Origin of the sequence: Microbulbifer sp. JSM ZJ756 (assembly GCF_044383805.1) — a bacterium.
Lineage (GTDB): Bacteria > Pseudomonadota > Gammaproteobacteria > Pseudomonadales > Cellvibrionaceae > Microbulbifer > Microbulbifer zhoushanensis.
On sequence record NZ_JBISER010000002.1, the window covers coordinates 332,965 to 348,527 of the forward strand.

The 15,563-nt window shown below is 61.2% G+C and carries 13 protein-coding genes; 7 read left to right on the forward strand and 6 right to left on the reverse strand.

The features are described from left to right. Positions 1-117 precede the first annotated feature (117 nt). Genes ACH6CX_RS05470 through ACH6CX_RS05480 form a run of 3 tightly spaced genes read left to right on the forward strand, consistent with a single transcriptional unit; the run spans position 118 to position 3,319 of the window. Positions 118-1,461, forward strand: a complete 1,344-nt coding sequence (locus ACH6CX_RS05470) for a glycosyltransferase family 4 protein (protein ID WP_396675099.1) — start codon at positions 118-120, stop codon at positions 1,459-1,461. After that, positions 1,461-2,210 carry a class I SAM-dependent methyltransferase gene (locus ACH6CX_RS05475; RefSeq protein WP_232941725.1) on the forward strand — a complete coding sequence of 250 codons (750 nt, stop codon included), beginning with the start codon at positions 1,461-1,463 and terminating at the stop codon, positions 2,208-2,210. Before ACH6CX_RS05470 ends, ACH6CX_RS05475 begins: the two co-directional genes overlap by 1 nt. Then, on the forward strand, positions 2,207-3,319 hold the full coding sequence (locus ACH6CX_RS05480; protein ID WP_237063729.1) for a prenyltransferase/squalene oxidase repeat-containing protein: 1,113 nt from the start codon (positions 2,207-2,209) through the stop codon (positions 3,317-3,319). Before ACH6CX_RS05475 ends, ACH6CX_RS05480 begins: the two co-directional genes overlap by 4 nt. Here the strand turns inward: ACH6CX_RS05480 and ACH6CX_RS05485 are convergent. Continuing rightward, positions 3,260-3,877 carry a class I SAM-dependent methyltransferase gene (locus ACH6CX_RS05485; RefSeq protein WP_232941727.1) on the reverse strand — a complete coding sequence of 206 codons (618 nt, stop codon included), beginning with the start codon at positions 3,875-3,877 and terminating at the stop codon, positions 3,260-3,262. The genes ACH6CX_RS05480 and ACH6CX_RS05485 overlap by 60 nt on opposite strands. 116 nt (positions 3,878-3,993) lie before the next feature. On the opposite strand from ACH6CX_RS05485, the gene ACH6CX_RS05490 reads away from it, so the two are divergent. Both ACH6CX_RS05490 and ACH6CX_RS05495 read left to right on the forward strand, forming a co-directional pair. Further along, on the forward strand, positions 3,994-4,716 hold the full coding sequence (locus ACH6CX_RS05490; protein ID WP_232941728.1) for a DapH/DapD/GlmU-related protein: 723 nt from the start codon (positions 3,994-3,996) through the stop codon (positions 4,714-4,716). Positions 4,717-4,812: 96 nt separating this feature from the next. Next, a complete protein-coding gene (locus ACH6CX_RS05495; RefSeq protein WP_232941729.1) occupies positions 4,813-5,325 on the forward strand; it encodes a shikimate kinase in 513 nt (170 codons plus the stop codon). Between the two features lie 58 nt (positions 5,326-5,383). Here the strand turns inward: ACH6CX_RS05495 and ACH6CX_RS05500 are convergent, their stop codons facing one another. Then, positions 5,384-5,854 carry an Lrp/AsnC family transcriptional regulator gene (locus ACH6CX_RS05500; protein ID WP_232941730.1) on the reverse strand — a complete coding sequence of 157 codons (471 nt, stop codon included), beginning with the start codon at positions 5,852-5,854 and terminating at the stop codon, positions 5,384-5,386. 300 nt (positions 5,855-6,154) lie between these two features. Between ACH6CX_RS05500 and ACH6CX_RS05505 the strand changes: the two genes are divergently transcribed. Further along, positions 6,155-9,709 (forward strand): indolepyruvate ferredoxin oxidoreductase family protein, encoded by a 3,555-nt coding sequence (locus ACH6CX_RS05505; RefSeq protein ID WP_237063728.1) that lies wholly within the window; start codon positions 6,155-6,157, stop codon positions 9,707-9,709. A gap of 73 nt (positions 9,710-9,782) precedes the next feature. On the opposite strand, the gene ACH6CX_RS05510 is transcribed toward ACH6CX_RS05505, so the two are convergent. Continuing rightward, on the reverse strand, positions 9,783-11,072 hold the full coding sequence (locus tag ACH6CX_RS05510) for an OprO/OprP family phosphate-selective porin (RefSeq protein ID WP_232941732.1): 1,290 nt from the start codon (positions 11,070-11,072) through the stop codon (positions 9,783-9,785). A 276-nt stretch (positions 11,073-11,348) separates the two neighbouring features. Further along, positions 11,349-12,257 carry a TraB/GumN family protein gene (locus tag ACH6CX_RS05515; protein ID WP_237063724.1) on the reverse strand — a complete coding sequence of 303 codons (909 nt, stop codon included), beginning with the start codon at positions 12,255-12,257 and terminating at the stop codon, positions 11,349-11,351. A 197-nt stretch (positions 12,258-12,454) separates the two neighbouring features. Here ACH6CX_RS05515 and ACH6CX_RS05520 point away from each other — a divergent pair, with 197 nt between their 5' ends. Continuing rightward, on the forward strand, positions 12,455-13,564 hold the full coding sequence (locus ACH6CX_RS05520) for a glycosyltransferase (RefSeq protein ID WP_232941734.1): 1,110 nt from the start codon (positions 12,455-12,457) through the stop codon (positions 13,562-13,564). On the opposite strand, the gene ACH6CX_RS05525 is transcribed toward ACH6CX_RS05520, so the two are convergent. Together ACH6CX_RS05525 and ACH6CX_RS05530 are read right to left on the reverse strand one after the other, a co-directional pair. Next, positions 13,546-14,571, reverse strand: coding sequence for a glycosyltransferase family 4 protein (locus ACH6CX_RS05525; RefSeq protein WP_396675105.1), 1,026 nt, complete (start codon positions 14,569-14,571; stop codon positions 13,546-13,548). The two genes, ACH6CX_RS05520 and ACH6CX_RS05525, sit on opposite strands and share 19 nt — an antisense overlap. A 300-nt stretch (positions 14,572-14,871) precedes the next feature. Then, positions 14,872-15,420, reverse strand: a complete 549-nt coding sequence (locus ACH6CX_RS05530; RefSeq protein WP_232941736.1) for an acyloxyacyl hydrolase — start codon at positions 15,418-15,420, stop codon at positions 14,872-14,874. Positions 15,421-15,563: the final 143 nt, after the last annotated feature.

Consider the following 15,563-nt stretch of genomic DNA (forward strand, 5'->3'; position numbering starts at 1 on the left):
TTATATCAGTCCAGCCAACCCCGGAGTGGACGCCATTGCGGTGGCAGTCACATTCATGCCGGTGTATTCTTCTCCTGAATCTGCCAGTACCAATAATACGAATTGAATGGGGAATCCATGACGGCCCTGGAGAATTGTGCCGACGGTCCTGCTGTCTCGAGTTCGCGTCCACTCAAAATCTGTCTCCTCGGCTATCGCAGTCATCCGCATTGCGGTGGACAGGGAGTTTACCTCTACTACCTGAGCAAGGCGCTGGTTGAGGCGGGGCACCAGGTGGACGTTATTTCCGGCCAGCCGTATCCGGAACTGGATCCGCGGGTTCGCCTGATCAAAATGCCGGGACTGAACCTCTACGAGGTCGAGAACCCCACCCGTGCCCTGCGCTGGCGGCACCTGCTCAGCTGGGCGGATTTCTTCGAATGGTGGAGTAAGCTCACCGGGGGATTCGCCGAGCCCTACACCTTTGGCCGCCGGGCGGCAAAATACCTGCGCCGGCACGGTATGCATTACGATATCGTGCATGACAACCAGTCGCTCTGTGACGGGCTGCTGGAGATCGAGAGCAATGGGCTGCCGGTTGTCGCCACCATCCATCACCCGATCACACGGGATCGGGACCTTGCCGTGCAGGCGGCACCGGACTGGCGTTATCGCCTGCTGGTGCGCCGCTGGCACAGTTTCCTGCGCATGCAGAAGCGGGTGTCGCGCAAGCTGGCCCATATCGTGACGGTCTCTGCCCAGTCGCGGCGGGATATTATCGAGCAGTTCGGTGTGCACGAGCGGCAGATCCAGGTAATCCACAACGGTATCGATACGTCGGTATTCCGCCCGCAGCCGCATATCCAGAAGGTGCCGCACCGCATCATGACAACCGCGTCCGCAGACCAGCCCCTCAAGGGCCTGCGAGTATTGCTGCTGGCCCTGGCGCAGGTGCGTCGCCAATACCCGGAGCTGGAGCTGCTGGTGATTGGCCGGCTGAAAGAGGGCGGTCCCACGGCAGAACTGTTGCAGGAATTGCAGTTGCAGGATGCAGTGCGCTTCGAATCCGGTATTTCCAATGAGCAAATGGCCGGTTATTACGCCTCTGCGTCACTGGTGGTCTGCCCCTCTCTCTACGAGGGTTTCGGCCTGCCTGCCGGCGAGGCAATGGCCTGTGGCACCCCGGTGATTTCCAGTAACGGTGGTGCGCTGCCCGAAGTAGTGGGCGACGCCGGGCTACTGGTACCCGCCGGTGACAATAAAGCCCTCGCTACAGCAATAGCGAGCTTGCTCGGTGATGCATCACTGCGGGCCGAGCTGGCAACCCGGGGCCGGGCGCGCATCGAGCGCGAATTCTCCTGGCGGCATGTGGCCGAACAGCTGGTGGACTACTACCGGGGAATTATTTCCACCGGAAGGCAACCGGGTGCGCTGTTGCCGCTCTCGGTGCGGGTAGCCAATGACAAGGCGGAGGCCGCCTGATGATTACAGTCGAGCCGCAGCGGCTGAAACTGCAGCCGGGCCAGACAGTCCTCGACCTGGGCTGCGGGGAGGGACGCCATGCCATTCACCTCGCGCTGTCGGACAATGTCGATGTCTACGGCTTCGACCTGGATTTTACCGATATCTCCACCGCAAGGGACCGGGCGGTACCCTTCCTGCAGGAGGGGGAGGCGGCCGGCAGGTTGCTGCTGGGTGTGGGTAACGGCCTGAGCCTGCCATTTGCCGACAACAGTTTTGATGTGGTGATCTGTTCCGAGGTGCTCGAGCATATCCATGACTACCGCGGCATGCTTGCTGAAATCGACCGGGTCCTGAAGCCCGCCGGCACCTTCGCGGCCAGCGTGCCAACCTTCCTGCCCGAGTGGGTCTGCTGGAAACTGAGCGACGAATACCACCAGGTGGAAGGTGGCCATATCCGCATTTTCCGCGAGCGCCAGCTGCGTCGCAGTATCGAATCACTTGGCCATCGTTGCTATGCGAGGCATAAAGCCCACGCGCTGCACGCGCCCTACTGGTGGCTGAAATGCCTGCTGTGGGAGCGCCCGGAGTCCCGCCTGTTGCAGCTCTATCACCGCTTCCTGGTCTGGGACCTGATGCAGCGGCCATTGTTGACGCGTGTGCTGGAGAAACTGCTGGCACCAATCCTGGGGAAAAGTATTGTGTTGTACTTTGTAAAGCCGCCCTGCGAGGCGGAACAGGCGGTTCCCGCGCTGGAGGCGCACGCATGACCAATCCGGTGACGGCACAGGTGGTCGCGCCTGAGGATGAGCCACTGTTTCCGCGGGATTTCCTGCGCAAAAGTGCCGATTACATCCTTTCCCAGCAACAGCCCGATGGCTGCATCCCCTGGTTTACCGGCGGTTATGCCGACCCCTGGGATCACATCGAGGCGGCGATGGGATTGAGCATCGCCGGGGAGCATGGCGCCGCCGAGAGGGCCTATACGTGGCTGGCCCGATTGCAGTTGCCGGACGGTAGCTGGTGGGCCGCGTACCGGGACAATGCTGTGCATAACAGCGAACGCCGGGAGACGAATTTTGTTGCCTATATCGCCACCGGTATCTGGCACCACTACCTGGTGAGCGGCGACCGGGACTTCCTGTTGCGTCACTGGGCAATGGTGGACAGGGCGCTGGCATTCGTACTGCGGCTGCAGACGGAATACGGTGAGATCCACTGGGCAGTCGATGCCGACGGAAAGCCGATGGAGGATGCGCTGATTACCGGTTGCGCATCGATTTACAAAAGTCTCGAGTGTGGTATCGCCATTGCGCACACACTCGGCCATGCGCGCCCGCAGTGGATCCATGGGCGCCGCAAGCTCGGCGATGCACTGCGGCTGGCGCCGGAGCGCTTCGACCGCACCTGGGAAAGCAAGGCCCGCTTTTCCATGGACTGGTTCTACCCGGTTCTCACTGGGGTGTTTCGTGGCGATGCAGCCCGCGCGAGACTGGAGCGGAAGTGGGATGAGTTTGTCGTGGAGGGCCTGGGTTGCCGCTGTGTTAACGATGAGCCCTGGGTAACGGTGGCGGAGAGTTGTGAGCTCACCATGTCACTGGTGGCGGCGGGAGAGAGGGGGCGCGCCGCTGAAATCTACCGCTACCTGCATCGCTGGCAGGACCGGGACGGGGGTTACTGGACCGGTTATGTCTACCGTGACGATGCCGTGTGGCCGGAAGAGAAAACCACCTGGACAGTTGGGGCCATGCTGCTTGCTGCGGATGCACTGGCTTCGCTGACCGGAGCCTGTGCGCTTTTCACAGCGGTGACCCACTCATCAGACGCGGCGCAGTATACCGAGGGTGTCGACCAGTTCGACCAGCTCGAACTGGGCTGAGGCCAGCGCCAGCTTGTATATTTCGTAGGGCGCCTGGCCGCCGTCGTTGGGGTCGGGGAAGATATCGTGGATCGCCAGGTAGCCGCCGGGCACAATATGCCGGGACCAGCTGCGGTAATCGGTCATGGCGGCCTCGAGGGAGTGGCCGCCGTCAATAAAGACCAGGCTCAGTGGGGTATTCCAGAAGCGCGCGGCCACGGCTGAACTCGCTACAATCGGCACCACCCAGTTTTCCAGGTTGGCCGCGCGGATATTGCCGCGGAAAGTACGGAAGCTGTCCATCAACTGCGCGCCCTGGTCAAAAAGGGACGGGTCGTGGTATTCCTCGCCCGGCTGGTGCTCTTCGGAGCCGCGGTGGTGATCCACTGCGTAGAGCACACCATTCATCAGCTTGCAGGCGGAAGCCATGTAAATGGTGGATTTGCCGCAGTAACTCCCGACTTCCAGGCACGCGCCGAAACCGCTCGCCTCGGCGGCGAGGTGGTACAGGGCCTCGCCCTCGTGGGCGGCCAGGAAACCCTTGATGGAGTGGATGTCGACGGGCAGGTTGATGGACATGGTCGATCGTTCTTGTTCTGGATTTCGGGCAACAGTAAACCGACCCCCCTGGAAAAGCAATTGGCACATTCGCCTATAGCGGGCTCCAGGATTTGTTCGCAAGGTAACTCTTTTATATGCGCAAGGACCACCGCCCATACTGGCTCAAGCGATTGCAGGTGCGCCTGCGCAACTGGCGTGCGCGTCGCTTCCTGTGGCCGCAGTTTGACGCTATTGGCCGGGAGCCGGAAATCATGGACCCCGGTTCGGTGCAGGTCTTTGGTGACCGCATCCAGCTGGGTGACTTCCCCCACCTGATTTCCACACCGGATAACCCGATTCGCCTGACCACCCTGGGCCACCGGGGCAAGAAGGCGGAAATCCACATTGGCGATTACGTCCTTATTTCACCCGGCGTGCGCATTTCTGCCGAGCAGTCCATACACATCGGCAATGCCTGCATGATAGCGGCGAATACGTATATCAGCGATTCGGACTGGCACGGCCTGTATAACCGTACGCGTCCGTTTCGCTGTACCTCGCCGGTACGGTTGGGGAACAATGTCTGGCTGGGGGACAGTGTCATTGTCTGCAAGGGCGTGACGATCGGGGATAACTCCGTTGTCGGGGCCGGCAGTGTGGTGACCAGGGATGTCCCGGAAAATACCGTGGTAGCCGGCAACCCGGCCCGGGAAATTCGCAAGATCAACCCCGGTCGTCGCATGATCACGCGGGAGGCCCTGTTTGCCGATGCTTTCCGCCAGGCGCACAATATGGATGAACTGGACCGGATGCTGCTGGGGGAAAATACCCTGCGCGGCTGGTTGCGTGCCCTGGTCTCTCCGCGGCGCGGGGATTGAGAACCAGGGTGGGGCAGGGTAATGTCCAGGCCGGTGCGGGTGCGGGACCGCTGCAAGGCAGTGCCGTCAGGATAATTTAGCAGTCACAATAAATTCATGAAGAAACAGAAAAGTATCGTACTGGTCGGGATGCCCGGCGCGGGCAAAAGCACGCTCGGGGTGCTGCTGGCCAAGGAGCTCGCGCTGGATTTCGTCGATACCGATGTGCTTATCCAGCTGCGGGAAAACAAGACCCTCCAGGAAATCCTCGACGAAACGGATTATATGAACCTGCGGCGGATCGAGGGGGAGGTCATCAGGGCGGCTAACCTGCCGAAGCACGTGATCGCCACCGGCGGAAGTGTCGTGTACAGCGACGAGGGCATGAAAAACCTGTCCGGTTTCGGGCCGGTGGTGTTCCTCAATTGCTCTGCCGAAGAGTTGCGCCGCCGTATCCACAACTATGACAGTCGCGGCATTGCCAAGGCGCCGGGCCAGTCCTTTGCCGAACTGTTCGAGGAGCGCCAGGCGCTCTACCGCCAGTACGCGGATATCACTGTGGACTGCGACGGCCGGAACCTGCAGCAGGTGCTGGACCGGGTGCTCGAGCAGCTGCGGGAGCTGGACTGAGACGCACGTCACTTTACCGCTTCCCGGGGCCGCGGCAGGCAGGGGCCTGCCGCGCGGCCTAGAGCGGCAGCTGGGTGGTGTACTTCACCTGTTTGAGGGCGAAGGTTGAATTAACCGACGCGACATTGGGCAGGTGCACCAGAGTCCGCTTGAGTAGCTGTTCGTAGTGCTCTACGCTGTCCACCACCACGCGCAGCACATAGTCTTTATCGCCGCTGGTGGAGTAGCATTCAACCACTTCCTGGACATCGTGAACGGCGGACTCAAAGCTGTTCAGTGACTCCTCGTCGTGGTTTTGGATGGTCACATAGCAGTATACTGTGACTCCCAGGTCGAGTTTACGGGGGTCGAGCAGGGTGACCCGTCCACGGATGATGCCCTCTGCCTCGAGGCGTTTGATCCGGCGCCAGCAGGGCGTGTGGGAAAGACCCACTTTATCTCCGAGTTCCGCCATGGAATAGTCGGCGTTCTCCTGCAGCGCTCGCAGAATCTTGCGGTCAAAATCGTCCAGGTCTGTCGAACGCTTCATATAAACTCCTGTCCTACAATTTTTGCTTTAATCGAGACGGTCATCATAATTTTACGCCCAATGGTGTAAATAAAGCAATGATTCATTGCGCTTTAAGCACTAGTATGACCTGACCAGCTCGTCGTAGCCCTCCCGCCAGTCCCGGGCGGGGCCGCGCAACGGGCTACCGGCCCCGGAATTGGCCGCAACCCCCCGGAAAAGGGGGGCGGCAGGGGGACCTGGATTGCCGGAACAATAATGATCAGCACGAAACGGGCTTTTAGCAGAAGTTCGAGCGAAGAGAGAACCGGAAGTAGGCGTATGAGTGAAGCAGTCAAGAGCCCGCAGAACGCGGCGCAACCCCAGCCCCAGAAGATTTCCCTGGACGATCGCTATACCACCCTCAGGGGCAGGGTACTGCTGTCGGGCATCCAGGCACTGGTGCGCCTGCCCATCGACCAGATGCGCATGGACCGGGCCCGCGGTCTCAATACCGCCACTTTTATCTCCGGTTACCGCGGCTCGCCCCTGGGCGGCTACGACCAGCAGCTGAGCCGCGCCGGCAAGCTGCTGCAGGAGCACAACATCCGCTTTGTCCCCGGTGTGAACGAGGAACTGGCGGCGACTTCCGTCTGGGGATCGCAGCAGGTAGGCCTGTTCGAAGGCGCCCAGGTGGATGGCGTCTGTGGTATCTGGTACGGCAAGACACCGGGTGTCGACCGCTCCGGTGATGCGTTCCGTCACGCCAACGCGGCCGGCTCCTCCCCCAAGGGTGGTGCCCTGATCATTGCCGGCGACGACCACGGCTGCAAGTCGTCGTCCTATCCCGGGCAGTCCGAATTCGCCTTTGTGGATATGCATATCCCGGTGCTCAACCCATCCACCGTGCAGGAAGTGCTGGACTATGGCCACTACGGCCTGGAGCTGTCGCGCTTCAGCGGCTGCTGGGTGGCGATGATTACCCTGGCGGAAAACATGGACAGCTCTTCCACCGTGGAGGTGGATCCCGAGCGGGTGCAATTCAGTTACCCGGAAGTGGAGCGCCCGGAAGGTGGCCTGAACATCCGCAAGCAGGATAACCCGCTGGAACAGGAAGAGCGCCTGTGGCGCTACAAGCGCCCGGCTGCGCTGGCGTTTGCCCGCGCTAACAAACTGAACAAAGTGGTGCTCGACAACCCGCAGGCGACCCTGGGGATTGTCAGCACCGGCAAGGCCCACCTGGACCTGATGCAGGCCCTGGAAGACCTGGGCATTGACGAACAGCAGGCCCGCGACCTGGGTATCCGCATCCTCAAGGTGGGCATGACCTACCCGCTGGATGTCCCCGGTATCCAGGAGTTCGCCCGCGGGCTCGACCACCTGCTGGTACTCGAGGAAAAGCGTAGCCTGATGGAAGTGCAGCTGAAAGAGGAGCTGTACAACGTCCACCTCAAGGACCCGAATTTCCCCCGCATCCTGGGCAAGGTGGACGAGCACGATCAGCCGCTGATGCCAATGTACGGCGAGCTGTCGCCGGCGGTGGTGGCCCAGGTGCTGGGCCGGGTACTTGGTGACAGGGACCTTAGCGAGCGCGCGAAACACCGGCTGATGCGCCTGGACACCCTGGCCGAGCGTATTTCCCGGCAGGCCGGCTCCAGTGTGTCGCGCCTGCCGATGTTCTGTGCCGGTTGTCCCCATAACCGCTCCACCAAGGTACCTGAGGGCAGCCGTGCACTGGCGGGTATCGGCTGTCACTACATGGCCCAGTGGCTTGACCGCGAAACCTACACCTTTACCCAGATGGGCGCCGAGGGCGTCAATTGGGTTGGCCAGGCGCCATTCACCAGCGAGGAGCACGTATTCGTCAACCTCGGTGACGGTACCTATTTCCACTCCGGGATCCTCGCCATCCGCGCCTCCGTGGCGGCGAAGGTCAACATCACTTACAAGATCCTGTTCAATGATGCCGTGGCCATGACCGGCGGGCAGCCGCACGATGGCGAGCTGCACCCGGACATGATCTGCCGCCAGGTGCTGGCGGAGAACGTGGAAAAGGTTGTCCTGGTGATGGACAACCCGGACAAGTACCGGGGCATGCTGACTTTCCCGAAAGAAGTCGAAATCCGCCACCGCGACCACATGCCGGTGGTGATGGAAGAGCTGCGCGAGACCGCTGGCTGTACCGTGATCATTTATGACCAGACCTGCGCCACCGAGCTGCGCCGCAAGCGCAAGCGCGGCCTGCTGCCGCAGGCTGAGGGGCGCCCGTTCATCAACGAACTGGTCTGTGAGGGCTGCGGTGACTGCGTCAAGCAGTCCAGTTGTATCGCGGTGGAGAAAGTGGACACCGCCTTTGGGGACAAGCGCCGCATCAACCAGACCGGCTGTAACCAGGACATGTCCTGTGTGAACGGCTTCTGCCCCTCCTTCGTGACCGTGAAGGGTGGCAAGCTGAACAAACAGGCTGGTGTGGGCGACGTACTGCGCACCGAGGCCGGCAAACTGGAAATGCCGCAACTGCCGTCACTGGAGGAGCCCTATAACCTGCTGGTCACCGGTGTTGGTGGAACCGGCGTGGTGACCATCGGCGCGCTGCTGGCGATGGCGGCGCATATTGAGGGCAAGGCCACCAGCACCCTGGACCAGACCGGCCTGGCGCAGAAGGGCGGGGCGGTCTACTCCCACGTGCGGTTCGCCGCGGCGCCGGAGGCACTGAAAGCGGTGCGTATCTCTGACGGTCGCGCGGACTCCCTGCTGGCCTGCGACCTGATCGCCGCGGGTAACCTGCAGGCCTGCCTGGCCAAGCTGGACGAAACCCATTCCCGGGCTGTCGTGAACACACACCTGAGCCCCACGGCAGCCTCGGTGCTCGGGCGTGAGGATGCGCATTCGCCCCAGGCGGTGCTGGACACCATCAGTGACACTGTGCGCGAGCTGGAAGCGGTGGAGGGCCACAAGCTCACCGAAGCCGCGCTCGGTGACACCCTGACCGCCAACATTTTTATGCTGGGCTTTGCCTGGCAGAAGGGCATGCTGCCGCTGGGCCTGGATGCCCTGCAGCAGGCTATCGAGCTGAACGGCGTGGCGGTGGAGGCCAACCTGCAGGGGTTCGCCGCCGGGCGCCTGGCGGCGGCCGACCGGGCCCGCCTTGACCAGCTGCTGAAAGGCACTCGCCGCACGGCGCAGCTGCCCCGCACGCTGGAAGAGATCGTTGCCCACCGGGTGGGGCACCTGACCGGCTACCAGAACGCCGAGCTGGCGCGTCGTTACCAGGCGCTGGTGGACAGGGTCAGGGATGCCGAGATCCTGCGGGTGCCGGCGAGCGAGGCCCTGGCGGAAGTAGTTGCGCGTTATTACGCCAAGCTGCTGGCCTACAAGGATGAGTACGAGGTGGCCCGGCTCTACACTGACGGTCGCTTCACCAGTGCGCTGGAAGAGAATTTCGCCGGCGATTTCGAACTGGAGTTCAACCTGGCACCGCCGCTGCTGGCACCGTTCGACAAGGCGCTGGGACGCCCGCGGAAGATGAAATTCGGCGGCTGGATGCACAAGGCGTTTGGAGTGCTGGCACGCTTCAAGTTCCTGCGCGGCACGGCGTTTGATATTTTCGGTTACACCGCCGAGCGCCGCATGGAGCGCCAGCTGATCGGTGAGTACGAGCAGCTGGTGGACCGGGTTATCGGTTCCCTCAATGCCGATAACCATGCCGCCGCGATCGAGCTGCTCAGTTATCCAGACCGTATCCGCGGTTATGGCCCGGTGAAAGAGGCCAGCGTCGAGGAGGCTCAAAAGTTCCGTAACGATGCGTTGGAGCGCTTCCAGAACCCCTCCAGTGGTACCGGTGCGAGCCGACCGGTCGAGGTGTTTGACCCCGCGACTGCGCAGCAGGTGGGATAACCAGGCACGGCAACAGGAAAGGGCCCTTCCGGGGCCCTTTTTTTTTGTGCCGGGTTCCGTGCTGTGCTGCCGGCTACCAGCTCATCTGTGCGCGGATGCCCAGCTGGTCAGTACCGTCGCCGGTGAAGTCATCGTCACCGAAACGGAGGTTGAGCATAAAGCGCACTTTGGGGTTGTGGTAATAATTGACGCCCACAATCCAGCTGTCCGCTTCCAGGTCGGGTATCTCATCGTTCTGGATCGACTCATAGCGGGCCGTAAGCTCCCAGGCCCCCCAGGGGCTGCTGGGCTTGGCTGACTTGAAGACGCCTTTCTTGCTGTTATAGGGCTTGTGCTCACCGGTGATCAGCCAGCTGCCCTGGATATACCAGGCGTGGACGTCCTGGTCGCCGATAAAGCAGCCGAAATCCGGATCGCATTCAAACGTTGGCGGTGCGTCAAACAGGTCCTCGAAGAAGATCTCGGAAACCGAGTATTCGCCCTCGTAGTCGCCATAGGCGTATTCCATCTGGGCGTAAAACGGTCCCCAGGTGCCGGCCAGCTCCAGGCCGGTGATGTGTACGGCGCCGCCCTGGGAGCCGAGAAAGAATTCGTCGTCACCGAAATCGCCAAAGAAGAATTCCTCGTCACCGGGAGTCAGGGCAATCAGCTGGCTGGGTCCGCGTCGGCCGGCATAGTCGGCGTCGGCCTCAAACGGCTCCGTCTCCCGGTTGGCGTTTTCATAGCTGTATGAAGCGCCCAGGTGGATGGTGCTCAGCTCGTTGTTGATCGGTGCCCAGGTGAAGCGGCCTGCCGCACCGACGCCCTCATTGCGGGGAGTATCGGCGTTGCGCAGGTTAAACGCCATGATCCCGGCGGTGTAGCAGTCCCAGTAATTGTTCCAGCCAATGCCCTGCTGGAACTGGCGCCCGTCATAAATGCCCGTGGCGGTGGTAAAGGGTCGCTCCAGCATCAGGATTTCATTGGAGCTGGTGAGCTCCTCCATCGCCCGGAACGGTTTGAACTGGCCGACCCTGATCTGCCCACCGTAAAAATCGTGGCCGATCCAGACCTCGCGGAAGCCGGCCAGGGTGTCGCCGGCGGCAAAATCCTGCTCAAGCTTGTATTCCCAGTTGTAAGCCTCGCCGGTCAGGGTGATCCGGGCGCGGCGGAATTCGGTGGTGCTGACAGGGTCGTCGATATCGGTATCGAAAAGGTAGGTATCAAAGTGAATGCGGCCACCCAGCTCGGCGGAAAAGTTTCCATCATCGGAAACGATTTCCAGGCCGCCACTGGTCTTGGCCGTGTCCGCGTGGGCGGGGATGAAAGAAAGCCCCAGCCATGCGGGTGTGAGCAGTGGGAGGATAAGCTTGCGGGTGTCCATATCAGGCTCCGGGATGCCGTTGCGTTCCGCACCGGGCACGGTGCCTCCAGAGTCTAGACAATGGCGTGTAGGGCGCTGCAATAATGGCGCGCGGGATCGCCTGTAAGGCGCAATATTACCGGCCTGTGAGTGTCCGGTTACAATGGGCCCCAACCGCCGGCGAGGGCGTTGCGGTATTGCCGCGCGCCAGTTATCAGTTTGCCGGCGGTTGTTTCTTTCGGGAGGGAGTCCCGGGCCGTCCCTCGCCCGGGTTTGTTTGGCGGGGCTGTGGTCAGCTCAGAGCTGCTTCAGGCGGAATCCCTGCTGTTCCAGTCCCTCGAGCACGCTTCTTTCGCCGGCGAGATGCCCGGCGCCGACAATAACAAACAGGCTGCCATGCCGGTTGCTGAACTCAGCGATCTTTTCCGTCATGGTGTGGTTGCGGTCGAAGAAAATCACATCGTAAAGGGAGGCGTATTCGGGGTGTTCCCGCAGCCCCTCGGCGATTACCAGTTCGTACAGCTCGTCCATGTCACCGGACTTCCAGGCCGAAGTCATGCGCGGGACAAAGGACTGCACTTCCTCGAGTTGTTCCAGGGTCTGCTCCAGCAGCAGGTCCGGGTTTTCCAGGTTATTGAGCATCTCCAGCTGCGCCACGATTCCCTCGAGCTCCAGCACCGGCTTGTCTGACTTGTGCGCCTTGAGCAGGAAGTGGCGGTCGATACCCAGTCCGGGCTCCAGTCCCTGTGCCCGCAGCTCCACCATACTCATGCTGACCATGGCAATAGCCGGGCGCTGGCGCATGAACATGGCCTCGGGGATCTTGCGCCGCTCCAGCCACGCCTGCAATTGTCCGTAAACATCTGCCGACAGGTCATCTTTCAACGTCCGTTGCCCCTGGTAGACAGAGGCCTGCATGATTTGCTGTTGCAGCGCCAGGTCGGATTCAGCGGCCAGGACATCGGCCTCGACCACCAGTGCGTCACTTTCCCCGTAGGCCTGTTCAATTTCCTCGCGCAGTGGGTAGAAACCACTGTTGGCCAGGTGTACCGAGCCCAGCAGGTAGACAGTCTGGTTATCTTTCTGGGCAACCCAGAATACCCCCTTGTCGTTGGCCGCGAAGGCCAGCGCAGAGAAGGCCAGGAACAGCAGTGCGGTCCATGCACGAGCGAGGTTTGCGTATGAGAGGAGCCAGGTGTGTTTCATCAAGATTTTCCTTATGAATTTTCCCTGTGAAAATTCCATTACCTTGGCGGGCCATGCTAGCACGCCAGGAATCTGTGATTCGAGCTGGCTAACCTGCCTGAACGCACGGATTGTAAAAAATGTGTTGTGCACCTCGGCAGAAGTTCCCTGTTTCCGGACAATAGCCGAAAAAAACATAGTACGGGTTTTGACGTTACATGCGAGTAGTTCAAATATTGCCCGATTTTGACGGGGGAGAGCTGGCGCGGTCCACCCTGGACCTGGCCCAGGAACTGATGCGACGAGGCCACGAGTGTATCGTCATTTCCAGTGGTGGCGAGCTGGTGCCACGTCTCACCATGCGGGGCGGCAGGCATTTCCAGTTGCCGGTCAGCAAGCGTTCCCTCTTGAGCCTGCGGGTTGTGGGGCGGTTACGAAGGCTTTTGCGCGACCTGGACGCTGACGTGCTGCATGTCAGTGGCGCTGTACCCGCACGGCTTGCGTGGCAAGCCTGGCGACGTATGCCTGCGGCTGCTCGTCCCCGCCTGGTTACCAGTGCGCACGATGAGAGTGGCAATGGCTTTTTTACCCGGGCACAGGTTTATGGGGAGCGGGTTATCGCCGTGTCAGAGTGGCTGGCCAAATCCCTGCACGAACGCAATCCCAGGCGCCTGGCAGGTTCCCCGAATGTAATCTGGCGCGGCGTGAATACCCGGGAATTCGATCGCTCGGCAGTTGTGTCCGGCCAGTGGCAGTTGCGCTTGCTGAACGAGTATCCCCAGCTGGAGGGCAAGAACTGGTTACTGATTCCGGCCCCCCTCGCACCCGGCAACGGGCAGCAGGTTTTCCTGCAGTTGCTGTCCGCGCTGGGCCGGGAGCGCGGGGACGTTTTCGGGCTGGTGGTGGGTGACCCACCCGTGGGGCAGGAAAAGTTTGCCCGCAAGCTGGAAAAACTCGCCCTGGACCTGGGCCTCGAGGATAAGGTGCTTTTCCTCGGGGCCCGCCGGGATATGCGCGAGCTGTATGCCAGTTCGCAGATTACCTATCACCTGGCAGAGCAACCGGGGCCGCATTCAGCCAGGGTCAGTGAGGCATTGGCAATGAACTGCCCGGTGATGTGTTACAGCGACGATGGTGCGGCGGAAACCGTGCAGCGCTGTTTTTCCCGGGGCCTGGTGGAGCGGGGCGATTTTGATGGGCTGGTACAGAAAAGCCTGTCAATTCTCGATCGGCGGGGTGAGCTGAATTTCGCCGGGCTCAGTGTCGATGAGACTGCTGCGCAGGTCTTGCAGATTTACGAAGAGCTCTGTCAGTCCCCCACAGCCTGATCGCGGGCCAGCAGCTTGCAGTAAACTTCCCAGGTCGCAGAGGCCATGGAGTCCAGGGTGAGCTGCTGTGCCGCCCGGGAAAATACGGGTGCAAAAACACTGTCCAGCTCATCTCTTTCCCCGAGTGCTGCCCGGATTCGCTCTGCCAGGTGTTCGGGGTCATCTGTTCCCAGCAGGAAACGTGGCGGCACGAACTCCTCCGCGACGCCGACCTGGCGGCACAACACGGGCCTCCGCTGCAACAGCGCATCGATTAACAGGTAGGTAGATTCCTCGCTGCGTGATGGGATTACGGTGATTGCCGTTGTCGGTTGGGCTGCCCCATCCCGGGCGGCGGTAAAGTGGACCCGGTCATCGATTCCCAGTATCTCGCAGGTTTTTCTCAGGTTTCCCTGCTCGGGTCCTGAGCCCGCAACTGTCAGGGAAACCCCGGGCAATCCCGCTACTGCCTGGAGTAACTGTTCTGACCGGTTCGTTTTGGTGAGCCGGCATGGCAGCAGCAGGTCAGTTGCGCCCGCCGGTGGCTGCTGGTTGCCGGGATCACCTGGCGGCTGGGGTTCAATGCCGTTGGGAATCACATGCCAGGACAGCCGGGAGTTGGCAACCGCAGACTGGCTCACGGCGATGCGGGCATCGAAGGCGCTGGCAAGCTTGTCCCGTGGGTGGCGGACATTGTGCCGGGTAATGATGTGCTTCAGGTTTGTATAGGGCTGGACTGCAGCCAGCAGTTGCGCTGACTTGCTGCCGTGTCCGTGGACGATCTGGAAGTTGCCGGCGCGCAGCTGGTTGGCCAGTCGCCAGACCAGGTTGGGGTGGTGGCGGCTCCGGTCAGTGTTCAGGGGAATAAAATCAACGGCCCCGTCCAGCACCTCCCGGTAACGGGGGTGGGCGATAACCGTAACCGTCGCGCCGGTATTGTGGGTCTGCCAGCGACTCAGGTCGACCACATGTCTTTCAATACTGCCATGCTCGCGGCTGGCAATCAGGTGGCAAATATTCTGGATCATTATTAATTCAGCTCTGCGCCCGTTCCGGGGCCGTTCACTGTAAGTTCGCACTGTTATGCCCGCCGGAAATTATTCCTGGCTGTTTCCGGGTAATGCAAGACCTGTGCGCAGGGCACAGCGACCCCGCGGCAAATGCTCAAAGGCACAGGGCGGAATTGCTGCTTCATCCTTCAGTTGTTAAATATTCTCGGTGGTCGCGGTGACAATACGGTGATCGGCGGATGACGCTTTTGTTACCGCAGTGTTGGTGCCTGGGGGAGGGCGTGTCGGGCGATTACCGGCAATCGCCGGGATTGCTGGTCAGAAAGAAAAATGCCAGTTGATGGAGGCGAAATCGAAGCCCGGGTTGGGGGTGTTGGTGTAGGCGTTGGAGAAGTGGCTGTAGCGCAAGGACACAGAGCAGCCACCGGGCAGGCGGTAACCGCCGACAAAGTGCAGGGCAAAGTTGGGTTTCGTGGTCAACTCGATGTCACCGAAACTCTTGTGCGTCAGGTAGGCGGCGCCGACGCCGGCCTCGGCAAAGAGACCATGGTGGTTGCCGCCGGGATACCAGCGCAACACCGGTTTCAGCTCGAGGACCTCCTGGTGCTGGTCTTCCCCCAGGTGCTGCTCCCAGAGCCGGGAATAACTGCCCTGTACCCACCATTGCCACAGACCCGAGCGAAACTGGAACCCGGCAAAGTCATGGGCGTAACTGAAACCGGCCATCTCAGCGCTGGAAATCGACTCACTCTGGATGAGTGTATTATCCAGGCCCTTGCCCGCACTGATGATAAATTCCTGGTCGGCCATGACCGGGGCGGCGTTGATCAGGGTGCCGAGAAAAAGGGCGGGCGGGATTCCGCGCATGAAACTCACTTGATTGGTCGATTTACGTGGTGGCCCGATGACGGTTGCTGGCCCGGGTCAGGGAAAAGCCTAGCCAGATATTCAGCGATGGCAAGTGGCGCGTCAAACGCAGAGTGCCGCCACGGTGCAAAAAGGCACGGTGG